This window comes from Adhaeribacter radiodurans, from assembly GCF_014075995.1.
Classification (GTDB): domain Bacteria; phylum Bacteroidota; class Bacteroidia; order Cytophagales; family Hymenobacteraceae; genus Adhaeribacter; species Adhaeribacter radiodurans.
The window spans coordinates 4,789,402-4,805,441 of sequence record NZ_CP055153.1; the positions used below are offsets into that span (position 1 = coordinate 4,789,402).

Sequence of the window (16,040 nt, forward strand, 5' to 3'; positions counted from 1 at the left end):
TTAAAGAATCAGTAAATATGTTTAATAAGAGATATTGGCAGAAGCACAAAAAGCATTCACCTGGTGGGTAAGCACTTCTATATCCGCTTTAGTGTGCAAACTGTTTAGTATGATACGGGTAATAGGCGGATCGGCGGGGGTTGGATAAGCGAAATGAGAGATTAAGATTTGTTGCTCTAACAACCAGGCATACAAACTATTTTGGCGGGTATAGAAAACAGGATAACGAGTGAACGACTGAAATAGAGCGGGTTGTTGTACATTATTAGTAAATTGGGTAATGTTCTCCTGCAATTTTTCCCGGGCTTGTTGGTATATATTCTCGGCTTGTAGAAAAGCGGCTAAGTAAGCTGGTACAGGCGGTGAACCTCCCCCAAAAAATGCGGACTTTTTCAGATTTTCTATCAGAGAAACATTACCTAAAATTACCCCACCCGGAATGCCCAAAGCTTTCCCGAAAGAACTAATTACTGCCACCTGCACATGAGCGGGCAGTTCTGGCAATTGCGTATATACCCCGGCTCCGTTTTTCCCGGTTAAGCCAAAGCCGTGCGAATCGTCTATAATAATGGTAATTTTCTTATCTCCTGGGAGCTTTGTAATCCAATCAAATGAATAAGTCTGAACCCATAAAGCATCTAAAGAATTAGTAAGAATAACTACTTCTTTACTGGTAGCAGTTCGTACTTTTTCGGGTACTTCCTTCGCCCAATTAGTATAATCGCCTTGGTAGCAATCGATAGGGGTGCGCCATAAAGCCGGGTGCGTTCGTGGGCCGTAAATAAAAGTGCCAGTATCGGCAAAAGTTTTTACTATTAATTGTCCTGCTATTAAACCCGACGAAACGACTAAGGCTGCTTCAGCGCCGGTCCAGGTACTTAAATACGCTTCGGTTTCGGAAAAAATTTTTAATTGTACATTTGATAGTCGGGAACTCGAATAATTGGTGCCGTACGTGGCAAAACACGCTTGTAAAATAGCCTGAAATTCTTCGTTACGAGCCATTCCCAGATAAGAAGTACCGCTACAATACAAATAGGTGGCCGTTTCAGTAACCAGGGTACGACCAGGCAATTGGGAAGTAAGTAACGGCGTTTCCAAAAGAAAAATGCAAGTAGTAAATCTGGAGGTTTGAAACTAACCGTTTTTTTGGTAAATGCAACTATTGCGATTTTACCGCCATAAAATTTATGGCAATCAGGAATACGAATCAGAGCTTTCCAGGCTTCTGCTTTACCCGTTATAATTAAAGGTAGTAAGTATTTTTATGAGATTAGCTTAGAATATTTTTTACTAAAACACTAAATTTTTAAGTTTTACTTACTAATACGCAAACAATAAATAACTACTTAAGCCGAAATTACCCCCAACAACTCTTCAATCAGCTCTGGATTAATATAATTAATTGCCGCGTATTTTTCGTAGTAAATGGCTTGAATAAGAGCAGCGGGATTAATAGCTTCTGAGGTTACTCCTTCGTCGCCGGGGCGGAACATAACGTGCATAGGAACAGCTACATCGCCATTAATGGGCGGTTGAAAATACTTATAAGGCAGTACCGCGCCGCCGTTTTGCTCAAAAAAGTTTATTTTTCTCAATAAAGTTTTTGCTTCGTTGGTGTTTTCGCCGTTTTGAGCGGTTATTTCCCAAACAAAACCAACCGAACGGTAACCTTTTTCCTTTAGTTTAGCGGCTCCCGTCTGGTAAATGTAATCGAAAAAGTGCGAGCCAATTTGTCTGCTGCGTTGCTCCGGGTCAATAGCCAGGTAAACTAAAAATACTGCCGAAGGACTAGTAAGTAAATGGACGGTAGCCAGGCCAATGGTTTTTTCTTTAGTAGAAACGCGGAAAGCTAAACCAACGCCCTGATCCAGGCTGTCTAAAATAGCTTGTAGGGGTTCCTGTTCTTCCGGGGGAAAAGTATCGTAGTATAGGTTCCACCAGGCACTATCAGCACGTAATATCCGAGAATCTGAAATACACTCAAAACAAACAGGTTGTTCCGGTACTTTATTAAAATTCTTAAACATAAAAGTTGGTTGGTAAGTAGGCAAAAAAATCGGGTCGGAAAATTTAAAATAGAAATTCTACTAGCATTTAATCTATTACTGGACACTTACAAAGGTCCAATAGTTGCACGTAAAAAATCTATTCGTACTAAAAATTTAAAAATACTTAACAACCAATAAAAGAGAAAGAGCGATTTTGCAGGCAAATATAACCTGGCACAGAACTTATTTAAATACTTAAAAATTAAATATTTTGTTTTAATCTTTTCATTATTAACCAGTTTACTTTAAACCCGTGTAACTAACCTTTTTAAGCTAAAGCAATTGAGCAAAGCGTTATAAAATTTTTACTGGTTTAGAAAATTATTTTAAGCTTTATTTTTAGAATAGACCGGTTGCTTTTCTGCCAAATACTTCCAATAGCGCACGGGTATATGCCGGAGGTGCAGCTTTTTATTTTTTCTTTCCGGAATGTTGACGCTGTTAAAATACGTCTGCCATAATTCCTGATAAGCAGTTTCATCCTCGTCTAACAAAGCAGTGTTTAGTTGGCCGCTCCGGTTAATTGGCATTTGCTCTAATTGTACATACTCTACCCGATCCAGATTATAATAAATGCCGTAACGGCGTTTCAGGTCGTAAATCAGCCAACGCTGGTCGGCGTACCTTTGCGCAAAATGTTTTTGAAGTAAAGGTATTACGTTAAAATCTGGTTCAATGCCCGCGTAAAACAAATTATCCCCGGTTTTCTGAAAACGGACAAAGGCTTCCATGCGGTGAGCTTCCCGAAATATTTGCTTGTTAATTTGCGCCACTACGCGAACGCAATCAGCCGCAAAATTTTCTTCTATATTTACTAAACTATCAAATGCCAGTTTTATGTATTGGTAAATAACCATTTCCATATCTGGTAGTTCGGATAGAAAAACTTTGTATAACTGCACACCCGCATTTGCCGATATTTTCCGGAGCAAACCCTGCCACACCCGTTCGGCTTTTTCCTCATTGGTAATTACCGGAATGTGGGTAACAAATAAACTAGGCTGCACCTGCTGTTCGTTCATAATCTTACCAGGCCAGGCTTTGCGCTCGTATACTTCAAAAATTACACTCAGCAAACCTTCGAACGTTCCGTCGTAGGAGTAATGATATAGGGGCATGGATGATAGCAGCGGAAAAATGTAAATAAATGGCTCGCTTAAAGGTATTGGTAAAATAAACTGCGGTCTTCGCTTACTGGCGTCAGGCGTTTATTTACCGAGCGGTTTTGTTGGCGTTCGTTTAAATACTGCAGGTGCACCACTAATAAACTAAGTTTGCAGTGACAAGAAACGGGGGCTACTTTAGAGCTAACTTTCGAATTAGAAGAATTTTGAATGGATTTCATAATAGTAAATTTTTATGGACTCGTTCAGTTAATTCAATAGATTCTTATGCCGGACACAATAAAATAAGTACTAGCTGGCTGTCCCGAACAAACTTAATTGCTGCTTAATCAAGCTGTTCCGCACCGAACCTTCTCCGAAAAGTATTCGCCGGCGAATACTTTCTTCGGTATATGTTTTAGCTACCGGGCTTTTACCGCTGCAGGTAATAAAGTAGCGGGCTCGCTTCATAGTCACGCCAATTTTTAATAAATGATCGGCCGTAAGGGCGGCAAAACGACGCGCCATTACAATTTTTTTAGCCGATTTCACCCCAATACCCGGCACGCGTAAAATCATTTCGTAATCGGCCGAATTTATTTCTACCGGAAAGAAATGCATATTGCGCAACGCCCAGGCTAGTTTCGGGTCAATTTCTAAGTCTAAGTTGGGAGTGAAATCCGATACAATTTCCTGCACCTGAAAACCATAAAACCGCATGAGCCAATCGGCCTGGTAAATGCGGTTTTCGCGCATAAGCGGTGGCACCTGAATACCCACCAACCGGCTGTCGCTGCTAACCGGCACGTAACCCGAATAATACACCCGCTTTAAGTGGTATTGCCCGTATAATTGATTCGCCAGGTGCAAAATCTGCTTGTCGTTTTCGGCGGAGGCTCCTACAATTAACTGCGTACTCTGGCCCGCCGGAGCAAAAGCAGTAGCATGCTTAAATAATTTTTGTTCTTCTTTGCTGGCGATAAGTTCCTGGCTAATCGCTGACATGGGTTTAATAATCTGAGCGTAATTTTTTTCCGGAGCCAGCTTTTGCAAGCTTAGTTCGGTAGGTAACTCAATGTTTACGCTGAGCCGGTCGGCGTAAAGGCCTGCTTCTTTAATTAAGTCTTCGCTGGCTCCGGGAATTGTTTTCAGGTGAATGTAACCGTTAAATTTATGTTCCTGGCGCAGCTTTTTCGCAATGCGTATCAGACGTTCCATGGTGTAATCCGAATCCTTAAAAATACCTGAACTCAGAAATAACCCTTCGATGTAATTGCGTCGGTAAAAATTCAGGGTAAGATTAACAACTTCGTCGATGGTAAAAGCAGCCCGCTGAATATCATTGCTGCGCCGGGTTACACAGTAGGCACAATCAAAAATGCAGTAGTTAGTAAGCAATATTTTTAGTAACGAAACGCAGCGGCCGTCCTCGGTATACGAATGGCAAATCCCCATTCCTTCGGCATTGCCTAAACCTTTGTTAAGATTTTTCCGCTTGCCTCCGCTGGATGAACAAGAAACATCATATTTCGCGGCATCTGCTAATATTTTTAGCTTATTATTAATTTTGTCGTTCATTTTAGTGTTTTGCTCGGGTCTAAAGTACACATTAATCCATATTTAAACTAATATATTTAGTAATAAGTTTTAATTTTTAGCAAAAAGGTAGATTTTAATTCTTAAGTAGGAGCTATAAGGCAGGCAATATTTTTGCAGCTTACTAGTTTACATTAGGGTTATAATTTTATTAGTAGTAATTTAAACACAAGCGTTCTTAAACAGTTATCTGTTGGAGGATTTAAGAAGTGATTGTATACCTTTATGGTATTGATAGTATATATTTTAAAGCGGTTCGCTCTACTATTTCTGGTACTAGTTTTAGTTACGGCATCTGGATATGCCCAGCAAACCACGCCTATTCCTGATTCTTTGCAGAAAAATGCAGCCGATACGACTCATCGGGTATTGGATTCCGATAAAATTATTAAAGATTTAAAGGCGTATTCGAAGCGTAAAACTATAGTAGGCCGCTTGATAAAAGCGGTTTTCCGGTTTGATCGCAAACCTGAGCCTGCTGCCGTAAATCCACAAATTTTAAACTACCAATTTCCGCAGCACCATTACAAAATTGTGCGGCGCATTTATATTAAAAGTTTAGATGCCTTTGGCTATTCTATTAACGATACCACCCGGTTGCCCGCTAACTTCCTGGAAAAAGCCGGTAATTCGCTCCATGTAAAAACCCATCAGGGGCGCATTCGCAATAAATTATTATTTAAGCCCGGCGAACCGCTCGAACCTTTAGACTTAACCGAATCGGAGCGTTTGCTGCGCCAAACCGATTACATTTTAGATGCCCGGGTAACCGTTAACGAGAAAACTTCCACGGCCGATAGCGTGGATATAGTAGTAATTACCAAAGACGTTTTTTCGATAAGTGCGGGTGGTTCTTACAGTGCCGGAAAAAGTTCGGGCCGGATTGTGCTCCGCGATATTAACTTTATGGGTAGTGGTCACCAGATTCGCAATTCGTACCGCTTCGGCCTCGACTCTATTCAGCAATCGTACGAGTACACGGGGAGCTACCGGGTAGAAAATATTTACAAGACTTTCATCAGCAGCGAATTAATCTACCGCGACGAAGTAAATTATAAACAAAAAGGAGCCAGCCTGCAGCGCGATTTCTTTGCTATTAACACCAAGTACGCTGGTGCCATTGCATTAAACTGGTACACCTTGCCTACTTACGTCCGGCTTACGGACTCAACGGGGCAAAGGCAAAATATCTCTTTTTCCACGCAGGATTATTGGTTAAGCAAGTCGTTCCGCTTTAAATCGTATAATTTAGGCCAGGAAAACCGGGGCCGAATTATTACCTCGGGACGGGTTATTATTACCCGCTATCCTACTCCCCCAACCGACGAATACCAAAGCAATACTTTTTACCTGGCGGGCATTGGCTATACGTACCGGAAATATTATAAAGACCGTTATTTGTTTGGCTTTGGCCGTACAGAAGATATTCCGGCCGGTAACCTACTGGCTCTTACCTATGGGTTGGAGCACGGCAATAATTATAACCGGCGCTACATAGATATAAAAGCCGGTTTTGGCAAATACCAGCGTAACTTTGGTTATTTAAATTTCACCTCTGAGTTTAATACCTTTATTCGGGATAAAAAGTGGGAACAAGGCGAGCTGGCCACCGAAATTTTATATTTCACCAGGTTATATAATATAAATACCTGGCGCATGCGCCATTTTGTTTGGAACCGTACGTCGTACGGGCTTAACCGTAAATACGGCGAAAACGTATTAAACATAAATAAATACGAAGGAGTACGTGGTTTCAACTCACCGGAACGGGGCACCCGTAAGTTCGTGCTTAATTACGAGAATAACCTTTACACGCCTTTATCGTTTGTTGGTTTCCGGTTTGCTATTGTTGCTTTTGCTGATATTGCCTGGCTTTCCACCGGCAACAGCAGCAATCCTTTCCGCAACACGCCTTTACAAGGCTACGGTATTGGCTTCCGTTTTTTAAATGAATACACCACTTTTAATACTATTCAAATTTCGTTAGGCTTTTATCCCCAGGGACCTACTTCTTTTAAAACCTACCCTTCTACCCGGCCTTATTACGAATTCAACGATTTTACCTACTCCCGCCCTATTACCGCAGTTTTTGGCGATGGTATTTACCGGTAAGTAACTGCCAAATTTTGAATGTGTAAAGGAGTGGATGTTTAGGAAAAGATGATTAAGAATAAATACTACTCTAAGTACGGAAGAATAGATTTTTCACTCATTTCAAAGTCATCGGTTAGTCTATTCAAAATTTACTAAATCACTTGCTCATTCTTTGATTAAAAATTTACTAAATCATACCTACAACTCACACCTTCACTCATCCGCTCATTTAAAATTCATTTATTCAAAATTTTTCTAAAACCTTTGTAATGTTTCTCCCCAATTGTCGTCTTTGTTTTTGAATGGACTTACAAACGTTTAAGCAGAAAGTTTTACCCGCAAAGGACAAGCTCTTTCGGTTGGCTAAAACCATGTTGCGCCACCACGAAGAAGCCGAAGATGCCCTGCAGGAAGTTTTTCTGAAACTCTGGACGAACCAGCACAAACTGGAGGCCTGCAATAGTGTTGAAGCGTTTGCCATGACAGTAACTAAAAATTTGTGCTTAGATAAATTAAAAGTAAAAACTCCTAAGCATCTGGCAGATATAACGGAAATGGAATTGGAATCGGGTTATACTACGCCTCAGCAAAGTTACGAGCTAAGCAATAGTGCTGAGGTAATGCGCCGGTTAGTGGACCAACTACCGGAACAACAAAAACTGATTCTGCATTTACGGGACGTGGAAGGTTATTCCTTCGAAGAAATAGAACAGATTACCCAATTACCCATGAACACCATTCGGGTTACCTTATCCAGAGCCCGCAAACTGGTACGCGAACGTTATTTAAAAATTGAGAAGTATGAAGTGGGATAATATAGAAGTATTGTTGGAGCGCTACTACGACGCGGAAACCACCCTGGAAGAAGAAAATTACTTACGTGCTTATTTTAACCAAACCGAAGTACCTGCTAATCTAAAGCCGGCTCAGGAACAGTTTAAATTTATGGAAACGCAACGAAACGTAAAACTTACCGGCTACTCGCACGACGAATGGCTGTTTGCGAAAATGGAAGAACCCAATGGGCGACAGTTCTTCCTGGGCCGCGACTCTATCAAATTTTTAATGCAAATAGCGGCCAGCGTACTATTAGTAACCCTTGGCTTTTGGTTTGGTACCCGTAATCCATTTGCCACCGCTACCCCCAACCCCGAAGTAGCGGCCCTCCGGAAGGATTTACAGGAATTTAAAAAAGTGTTGTCGCCGCATGCATTGCAATCTGTTACTGCCGCCGAAAGAATTCAGGTAGTAAAAGAAGGCGTAAAAAATACTCCCGCTGATAAAGAAGTAGCCCAGGTTTTAATTAACGCCATGAACTTTGACCCGAACGTAAATGTGCGTTTAGCAGCCTGCGAGTCTTTGTTTCAATACCGGCACTTACCCATGGTGCGCGAAGCGTATATCCAATCTTTACAAATCCAAACCGATCCTAACGTTCAGGCCATGCTCATTGATATTCTGGTAGCCTTAAAAGAAAAGCAAGCAGTAGATCAGGTTAAAAAATTATCTCAGAGACAAAATTTACAGCCTACCATAAAATTGAAAGCCCAACAAGCCATTGGCATTCTGATTTAATATAAGAACCGGCATTAAGGCATTTTACACGAAGCTGCAAGCCTAGTATTTACTTGTTAAATTATTAATAATCAAACCATTATCTCTATTTTATTTTCTAATACTCATTTAATACTTTATTATGAAAAAGATATTATTAGCCGCCACCTTTTGCGCCTTATTGACCAACCTCAGTTGGGCACAAACAGCTGTCAGCGGAAAAGATAAAACTAAAAACAAGGCGAATGTGATAGTAAATAGCCACCGCAACGACAATGACGACGATGACCGCAGTGGGGAACGCCGCGAGTACAAAACTAAATTAGGCAATAACGCCAGCAACCAGGTACGTTTTATTATGGCCAGCAGTGAAGTAAAAATTGTAGGCCACAACTCCGACGAGTTAGTAATAGAAGCCAATAATTACCATGCGCCACCTGCCCGGGCCCAAGGTTTAAAGCCCCTCTACAACGCCGCCGAAGATAATACCGGTATTGGTCTTTCTGTTAACCGAGAGGGTAATGTGCTAACCGTAATAAAAGCCCAGAAAGGAAGCGGCAAATACACGATTCGGGTACCAAATAAAGCGGCCATTTCTTACACCGAAGGCAACTGGGAAGGTGGCGATTTTGAACTAGCCGACCTAGACGGAGCCATTGAACTTAAACTAAATAATTCGCGCGCCGAACTTAACAACGTAGCCGGACCGGTAATTGCCAATAGTACCAACGGCGGCATTCAGGTTAAATTTAAAAATTTAAACCAGCAAAAGCCTTCGTCTATTTCGGTAGTAAATGGCGAAATTGATATAACCTTACCGGCCGCCACCAAAGCCAACTGGAAATTGCGCTCAATCAACGGAGAAGTATACACCGATTTTGACATGGCGCTGCCAAAAGACAAATCTGATTTACAAAAAATTGCCGGCAGCAACACCGTGGAAGGCAAAACTAACGGCGGGGGCGTAGAAATGAATGTGTACACCATCAACAGCGATATTTTTATTCGCAAGAGTAAGTAAATCCATCAGCTACTTTCGTTCGAGTACACGGCCCATTACCAGCTACTACCATGCGTATTTTTTACTTTTTCTTGCTATGGTTATTTGTACCCAAGTATAGTTACGGTCAAACCACAGGACTTTCAGCTCATCCAACCCAAACTATTTTTGCTTATGGCGGAGATCTGAATAAAGCTTTTCTAAAATACGTGGTAGAATTTACTAAAGTATGGTGTTTCAGAATGCCAAGCTGCTAAAAGCTGGAAACCGAGTTACTTAAATAAAATACAAACAACTACTAGCCGGATTTTAAAAGTACTACTTCCACCCGCCTACTTCAGCTTATTAGCCTGTAACATAAAAATGGTGCTTTAAACTAAAAATACTTGCCCTTTTTTCAACTCAAAATGAAGTTTCTACCATTATGAAAAAGTTATTTTTTCTTATCCTTCTCAACTCGTTATCTACTTTAAGTGTTTCCGCGCAGAAAGTAGTTGAAAAAACCTTACCGGCCGCCTCTAACCAAGAAATAGATTTGCAGTTAAAGTTTGGGGATGATATTAAAATCAGCGCCTGGGACAAACCAGAGGTTTACGTAAAAGTAACGTACAATATTAATTCCGGTAGGTTAAACGACGCCCTGAAACTTGATTTTAACTCTGGCACCAATGGCCCCCGCGTAACCGTAGACTTGGACCATGATTTGTTAAAAACCGGCCGCGCTGAAGATTGTCCGGATGCTCCATACGGCCGCAATCGTTCTTCTTATAATGGCCAGGAGTACTATACCTGCACCCAAATTGACTACGAAATTAAAGTACCGCGCAACAATAGCTTAGTGGTAAATACTATTAACGGCAATATTGAACTACGCGGAATAAATGGCCCTGTAAACGCCAAATCCATCAGCGGCTTTGTAGATATGAGTTGGCCGGATAAAAAAGGGGCTACCATTTCCTTCAAAACCATTACCGGCGAGGTATATTCGGATTTAAACATTGGTTTTACCAACAAACAAAAAGAAATTCCAATAGTGGGTTATCAATTAAAAGGAGATCTAAATGGCGGAGGCAGCCGGGTAAAACTGGAGACTATTAGTAATAACGTTTACTTTCGAAAAGGAAATTAGACTTTTTTATTTGGATCTTTTCAAGTTTCCAGGTGGCGGTGCTGATGTGGTTCAATGGTCTAAATTTGCCTCGTAGTTGGTAGGTCTCGTAAACCCCTCCCCCCTTGCGGGTACCTCCCCTAAAAACAGGGAAGGAGAAGCAGCTTTTCCTATTTTCTCCTTTCCTCAGCTCCACCTGCGGAATTCTGCTAAGCAGAATTAGAACCCTAGAATGCACTCCACTTAGCTACTTGGCTACAGCTAGTAAGGAAATAGAATTAGTAAATACATCTTTCTTTTTCAGTTAAATATTCCCTTTTCTCTCAAACATAGTTACCAAATTTTGGGTACAAACCGAGCATATTTCTAAAAGGAGAAAGCCAGAAAAGCAGGAGCTAGAATAAACGACACCAGTTTGGCTGTTGAGGGCCTTCTAAGGTTCCGGTGTGGCATAGCCACATTCCACAGACGGAGTCGAGGAAAGGAAGCTTAGACCAGCCCGAAAGTGCCAAACGAGGCCTGCCGGCCAGGAGGCAAACTTAGGCCGTTGAACCACATCAGCACCGCCAACTGGAGCCTTGAAAAGGCTCCATAGAATAGCTCTTATTTACTAATAATATGTTCTTAGTTTTCTTATTAAGTACTACGTGCATATTATCAAGCTAAAGCAGTTGGAGCGCCCAACTGCTTTTTTTATACTGCATCTAACCCTCCTTAAAACCACAGAATTGTACAAAAACAAGGCGGCATTACGTAATTAGCTCACTTTATGGTTTTAAATATTCTTATAATTCTTGTAAACATTTTTTTATTTTTCTTAAATCCGATCAGAATTACACTTCGTAGGTCTTTCCACAACCCGTTAATAATCCGCTGGTTAATTGGTCCTTTTCCCATTATTCATTTTTTACCTATAAATGCCTATGAAAATGTTTACAAAGTCTGGCCTGCTGAAATCTGGGCTGGTAGTGGTGGCAGTAGCTTCCCTATCCGTAATTGGTACCCGCTTTAATTATCTGGAATCTTCAAGTCACCGCGAAGCGCCGATTATTGCGAACGATCCCCTGGCTGATAATACCGATGTGTATGCCTTCCGCAACCCGAAGAACAAAAACAACATGGTATTAATCGCCAACTACATTCCTTTTGAACACCCGGATGGTGGCCCTAACTACTTTAACTTTGGCGAAAACATTGCCTACGACATTCACATTAAAAACGACCCTGCTACCAAAGGCGATGATATTTTATATCGCTTTGAGTTTAAATTAAAAGACGAAGATCCAACTACTTTCTTTAACATCCGGCTGGGTAAACAAAATCGAAAAGCCACTTATACCTGTAAGAAAAGCACCGACAACGGAAAAACCTTTACTACTATAATATCCAATGGTATTGTTCCTCCGAACAACATTGGCCCTCGCTCCATCGAGAGTGCCGTAGGCCTAAACAGCAGCTACGATAAAGAAATGCAAAAAGGCATCATTACTGCTTCTACCGGCGAGAAAGTTTTCTGCGGACCAGTAGATGATCCGTTCTTTGTAGATATAGGAGCCATTTTCGACTTAGGCGCTACTCGTCCGAATAAAGCCGTTGATGGTTTAAAAAGAATGAACGTGCATACTATTGCCTTAGATGTTCCTATTGAATTATTGAACAAAGAAGGCCAGAAAGTAAGCAAATCCTGGAGCATTCTGGATCCGGATTTTATTATCGGGGTGTGGGCTTCTGCCAGCCGCCGGCAAATTACGGTACGCGAAAGCAAAGGCAAAATCCGGCACGAGGGCGAGTACGTGCAGGTTTCCCGCTTAGGCATGCCGCTAACCAACGAAGTTATTATTCCGATTGGTAAAAAAGACGAATGGAATTATTATTCGTCCAACAACGATCCGAAAGAATTCGAGAAATACTTTACCAACCCGGAATTAGCCCTGTACATGGATGATTCTAAATTTGGCGGAGCAGTACCTGGTTTATCGGCGCTGCGCATTCAAACTAAATCTCTGGGTGCATTCGATTTCCGGAACGGAGCCGATGGCTTGTATTCTTTATTAGGCGACCCCGCCACCAAAGGAACCGCCTTCGATAAACAATTATTCGGTAATTATTTACTCCGGAAAGGCGAACCTCGCTCCGTGGATTTATTGCCTATTTTCATGACCGGTGTTCCTAATTTAGCACCTTACCAACTGGTTACCGGTAAAAAAGACGGCAATCCGCTGGCCGCCGGCAAGCCTTTTATCAATAACTTTTTGCCTACCTTCGGTGATATGCTGCGCGTAAATATGGCCGTACCGCCAACCGACCGCGACTCGAAAGATTTTAGCAGTTTAGGATTAGTGCAAGCCGCTGTTTTAGGTATTGTTGATCCCCGTTATAATATGAGCACGGCTATGCAGTTTATTCCGAACATGGATGGCTTCCCGAACGGTCGTCGCTTAGAAGATGACGTTACCCGGATTGAATTACAAGCAGTTAGTGGTATTGTATTGGCGGCCGTTGGTTTAGGTTACGATGATTATGATCCTATGGCCGGTACCGGCACCATAGGCGACGTAGAACAGCAACACAACAGCGATCCGATTATGATTATGCCACCGGCTGGGGCTATTTTCACAAATGTACGGTCGGCCACTTTTGGTACCGGTAAAGGCAGCAGTTGGGAAAACTTTAAGTTCGACGCGAATTGCCAAATAGATGTAACTGATAAAGTACGGAAAGCCTACGGTAACTTCCAGTTGACTAACTCCGATCCAAACTTTACCATTCCGGTTAACTACAAAGTATTAGGCGATCCTTGCCCGGGTTCCGAAAAGAGTTTACGGGTAGTATTGGATTACCGCACCACGGCTAGTTTAGCAACACCGGCTTTAGTAAAAGTACTTACCTTTACTACCGGCGTGGAGAAAAACGATGCCGAATTCCAAACCCGATTCCCTTTTGAAGCGGAACCCTGGAACGGTTACACCGAAGGTGGCCACGGCAACACGAACGCCAGCGGCAACATCGATAATGCCAGCGCTAGCGCCAGTATTACGCCTTACAATGCACCGAATGGCTTAAACTTATCTTCCCCCGACGTGATGTTGAAGCAAATGGAAAATTTCCCGAACCCATCGCGCGATAAGACTACTTTCCGTTACCACGTAGCCCAACCTACCGAGGTAAGCCTGCTCATTTACGATGCGAACGGCAATTTAGTAGCTAGTCCGGTTAGTAAGGAAAAACGCGCCGCTGGTATGTACGAAGTATCGGTAAACGTGAGTAAATACCAGGGCGGTTTGTACTATGCCCGGATTGTAAACGGCAGCACCAAGTCAGATCAAACTTTAAAATTTGTAGTTTCTAAATAAGTAAAGTCTATAAAGGCCAGGGGTAAAGCCTGGCCTTTATTTAAGTTTTGATGATTACTCAAATGTCTACTATATGGTAGGCCTCTGGCCGGGATAACTGATAAACAATTTTTAAAAGCAAATCAGCAACAAGTTTCTACCGGCCAGAAACCGGACGATAATTTTCACGAGCGAGGACGCTCGCGATATAATTAAAACTTAACCTTATCTTCAAAGAGCTACCTTTCACCTGCTTAATCGAAACACGAAACCGCAGCTTTATTTAAAGAACAAAACCAATCGTAATTATGAAAAAGAATTACTTTTATATAGCTACTACCGCCGTATTGCTGGTAACCGCCATTGTATTCTACCAAAAATACCAGAATGTTTCGGATCCTATTCCGCCGCTGCACGAACGACAAGGCCCTATTTCTACTACCAGCGAATGGTTAAATACCAAAGCGGCCATTCAAGGTTTGCAACGCAAGCTCCGCGAAAAACCCGGCGATTTAAAAAGTAAGTTATTGTTAGGTTTGGCTTACATGCAGGAAGCCCGCATTACCGGCGAACACCCGTACTATTATCCGGCCGCGCTTGGCTTAATTCAGGATGTTTTAGACCATGAATCATCTGACCAGGTATTGATCTATGAAGCTACGGTAGCCAAAGCTACCATTCAGTTGTCGCTGCACCAATTTGAAAAAGCCTTGGAAACAGGTAAAGAAGCCCTGAAAATTAACGACCACGGGGCGGCGGTTTACGGGGTATTGTGCGATGCCAACGTGGAATTAGGCCATTACGAAGAAGCCATTGCTATGGCCGATAAAATGAGTTCGCTGCGTCCTGATTTAAAATCGTATTCACGGGTTTCGTATTTGCGGGAAATTCACGGCGATATGCCAGGAGCGATTGAAGCCATGCAACTAGCTGCTACCGCAGGTTTCCCGGGTCTGGAACAAACCTCGTGGGTTTTAGTAACGCTGGGCAGTTTATATGAAAAAACCGGCGACCTGAAAAATGCCGAAGCTCAGTATAACAAAGCTTTAGGTCAATCACCTAATTATGCTTTTGCCATTAGTGGTCTGGGGCGGTTAGCTGTTAAAAGCAAAGATTACGACAAAGCCACCCAGCTATTTACGAAAGCCGCCACTATTTTACCGGAATTTTCTTTTCAGGAAGAATTAGTGCGCTTGTACCAGCACCAGGGACAAACCAAAAAAGCTGAAGCCACCTTAAAAGAATTACTAGCCGGCCTGGAAGAAGATCAGGAAGCCGGCCACGTAGTAGATTTGGAACTGGCTAATATTTACCTGGAGTTAGGCAAAGATCCAAATACAGCTCTTACTTACGCTTTAAAAGAACACAAAAAACGACCCGACAACATTGACGTTTGCAAAACTCTGGCCCAGATTTATTACCAAAAGAAAGAGTATGCTACAGCAGCCAGTTATTTGAAAAAAGCTACCCGTACCAACAGTCAGGCAGCGGATTTAGTGTGTCTGGATGGCTTAGTCAAATACCATTTAGGCAACCAGGTAGAAGGCGCAAACTTAATCCAAAAGTCGTTGGCCATAAACCCCTACCAGAACACCCATCTAAGTACGGAAGGTAAAAATCTGGTGCACAAATCTATTTCTAAAATTTAGGTTAGGTTTCGGCTTAAAGCAACTTTTTTCGTAAGGTGTTCACCTATTGCAAAATTTTAGCCTTTCTCTAAAACGAAAAAATAGTTTTGCCTGCTTTACTTTAGCAGCTACCAATTAGCTACAGTTACTAATTTTAATCTTTCTATCATGTTTAAAACCCTTACCGTTTATTGTATGCTGGTCAGCTACTTTTTAGTAGTGCTGGTTACTAATATTACTACGGTAAATGCGGTTAAATATACCCAAGCGTATAACGTTGGTGAGCCCTACGTGCACGCTCCCGACTGCCAACAACGGTATTACTTACAGTTTGATTGTTTTGAACAATGCAACAATCCGGAGCTAAGCAATGCATCTGATATACCTGTTAATCAGTATCTTTATTTACTAGCCAATGGCCCCGATTTGCATCATCTCGTAACTTTGGTATGGACTGATGCCTGTTATTTGTCTACTGTAAATTTAGATTTTCCTCCCCAAAAAGTATTTCTTACCTCAGGTTTTTCGCCCATTTATTGCCCTCCTCCGAACACGATTTAAAGCCTCTTAGCAA

The 16,040-nt window shown here is 41.9% G+C and carries 13 protein-coding genes; 8 read left to right on the forward strand and 5 right to left on the reverse strand.

Going from position 1 to position 16,040, the window contains the following annotated elements; all coding sequences use genetic code 11:
• Window positions 1-21 precede the first annotated feature (21 nt).
• From HUW48_RS19055 to HUW48_RS19075, 5 genes are all read right to left on the reverse strand, one after another.
• Entirely contained in the window at window positions 22-1,101 is a 1,080-nt protein-coding gene (locus HUW48_RS19055; protein WP_182412453.1) for an aminotransferase class I/II-fold pyridoxal phosphate-dependent enzyme, read from the reverse strand.
• 248 nt (window positions 1,102-1,349) lie between these two features.
• Window positions 1,350-2,030: a GNAT family protein gene (locus HUW48_RS19060; protein WP_182412454.1), complete on the reverse strand. Its 681-nt coding sequence runs from the start codon at window positions 2,028-2,030 to the stop codon at window positions 1,350-1,352.
• A gap of 347 nt (window positions 2,031-2,377) precedes the next feature.
• Window positions 2,378-3,169: a TIGR03915 family putative DNA repair protein gene (locus tag HUW48_RS19065; protein ID WP_182412455.1), complete on the reverse strand. Its 792-nt coding sequence runs from the start codon at window positions 3,167-3,169 to the stop codon at window positions 2,378-2,380.
• A 38-nt stretch (window positions 3,170-3,207) separates the two neighbouring features.
• Window positions 3,208-3,396 (reverse strand): hypothetical protein, encoded by a 189-nt coding sequence (locus HUW48_RS19070; RefSeq protein ID WP_182412456.1) that lies wholly within the window; start codon window positions 3,394-3,396, stop codon window positions 3,208-3,210.
• Between the two features lie 70 nt (window positions 3,397-3,466).
• Window positions 3,467-4,732, reverse strand: a complete 1,266-nt coding sequence (locus HUW48_RS19075) for a putative DNA modification/repair radical SAM protein (protein WP_182412457.1) — start codon at window positions 4,730-4,732, stop codon at window positions 3,467-3,469.
• A 243-nt stretch (window positions 4,733-4,975) separates the two neighbouring features.
• On the opposite strand from HUW48_RS19075, the gene HUW48_RS19080 reads away from it, so the two are divergent.
• The 8 genes from HUW48_RS19080 (at window position 4,976) to HUW48_RS19115 (ending at window position 16,027) form a co-directional block, all read left to right on the forward strand.
• Window positions 4,976-6,862 carry a BamA/TamA family outer membrane protein gene (locus tag HUW48_RS19080; protein WP_182412458.1) on the forward strand — a complete coding sequence of 629 codons (1,887 nt, stop codon included), beginning with the start codon at window positions 4,976-4,978 and terminating at the stop codon, window positions 6,860-6,862.
• 284 nt (window positions 6,863-7,146) lie between these two features.
• Window positions 7,147-7,659: an RNA polymerase sigma factor gene (locus HUW48_RS19085; RefSeq protein WP_182412459.1), complete on the forward strand. Its 513-nt coding sequence runs from the start codon at window positions 7,147-7,149 to the stop codon at window positions 7,657-7,659.
• Complete coding sequence (locus HUW48_RS19090; RefSeq protein WP_182412460.1) at window positions 7,646-8,419, forward strand: HEAT repeat domain-containing protein; 774 nt, start codon at window positions 7,646-7,648, stop codon at window positions 8,417-8,419. The genes HUW48_RS19085 and HUW48_RS19090 overlap by 14 nt, the downstream gene beginning before the upstream one ends.
• 121 nt (window positions 8,420-8,540) lie before the next feature.
• A complete protein-coding gene (locus HUW48_RS19095; RefSeq protein WP_246343549.1) occupies window positions 8,541-9,419 on the forward strand; it encodes a DUF4097 family beta strand repeat-containing protein in 879 nt (292 codons plus the stop codon).
• A 403-nt stretch (window positions 9,420-9,822) separates the two neighbouring features.
• Window positions 9,823-10,527 (forward strand): DUF4097 family beta strand repeat-containing protein, encoded by a 705-nt coding sequence (locus tag HUW48_RS19100; RefSeq protein WP_182412461.1) that lies wholly within the window; start codon window positions 9,823-9,825, stop codon window positions 10,525-10,527.
• 902 nt (window positions 10,528-11,429) lie between these two features.
• A complete protein-coding gene (locus HUW48_RS19105) occupies window positions 11,430-13,859 on the forward strand; it encodes a DUF4331 family protein (protein ID WP_182412462.1) in 2,430 nt (809 codons plus the stop codon).
• A gap of 287 nt (window positions 13,860-14,146) precedes the next feature.
• Window positions 14,147-15,487 carry a tetratricopeptide repeat protein gene (locus tag HUW48_RS19110; protein WP_182412463.1) on the forward strand — a complete coding sequence of 447 codons (1,341 nt, stop codon included), beginning with the start codon at window positions 14,147-14,149 and terminating at the stop codon, window positions 15,485-15,487.
• 147 nt (window positions 15,488-15,634) lie between these two features.
• Window positions 15,635-16,027: a hypothetical protein gene (locus HUW48_RS19115; protein ID WP_182412464.1), complete on the forward strand. Its 393-nt coding sequence runs from the start codon at window positions 15,635-15,637 to the stop codon at window positions 16,025-16,027.
• Window positions 16,028-16,040 lie beyond the last annotated feature (13 nt).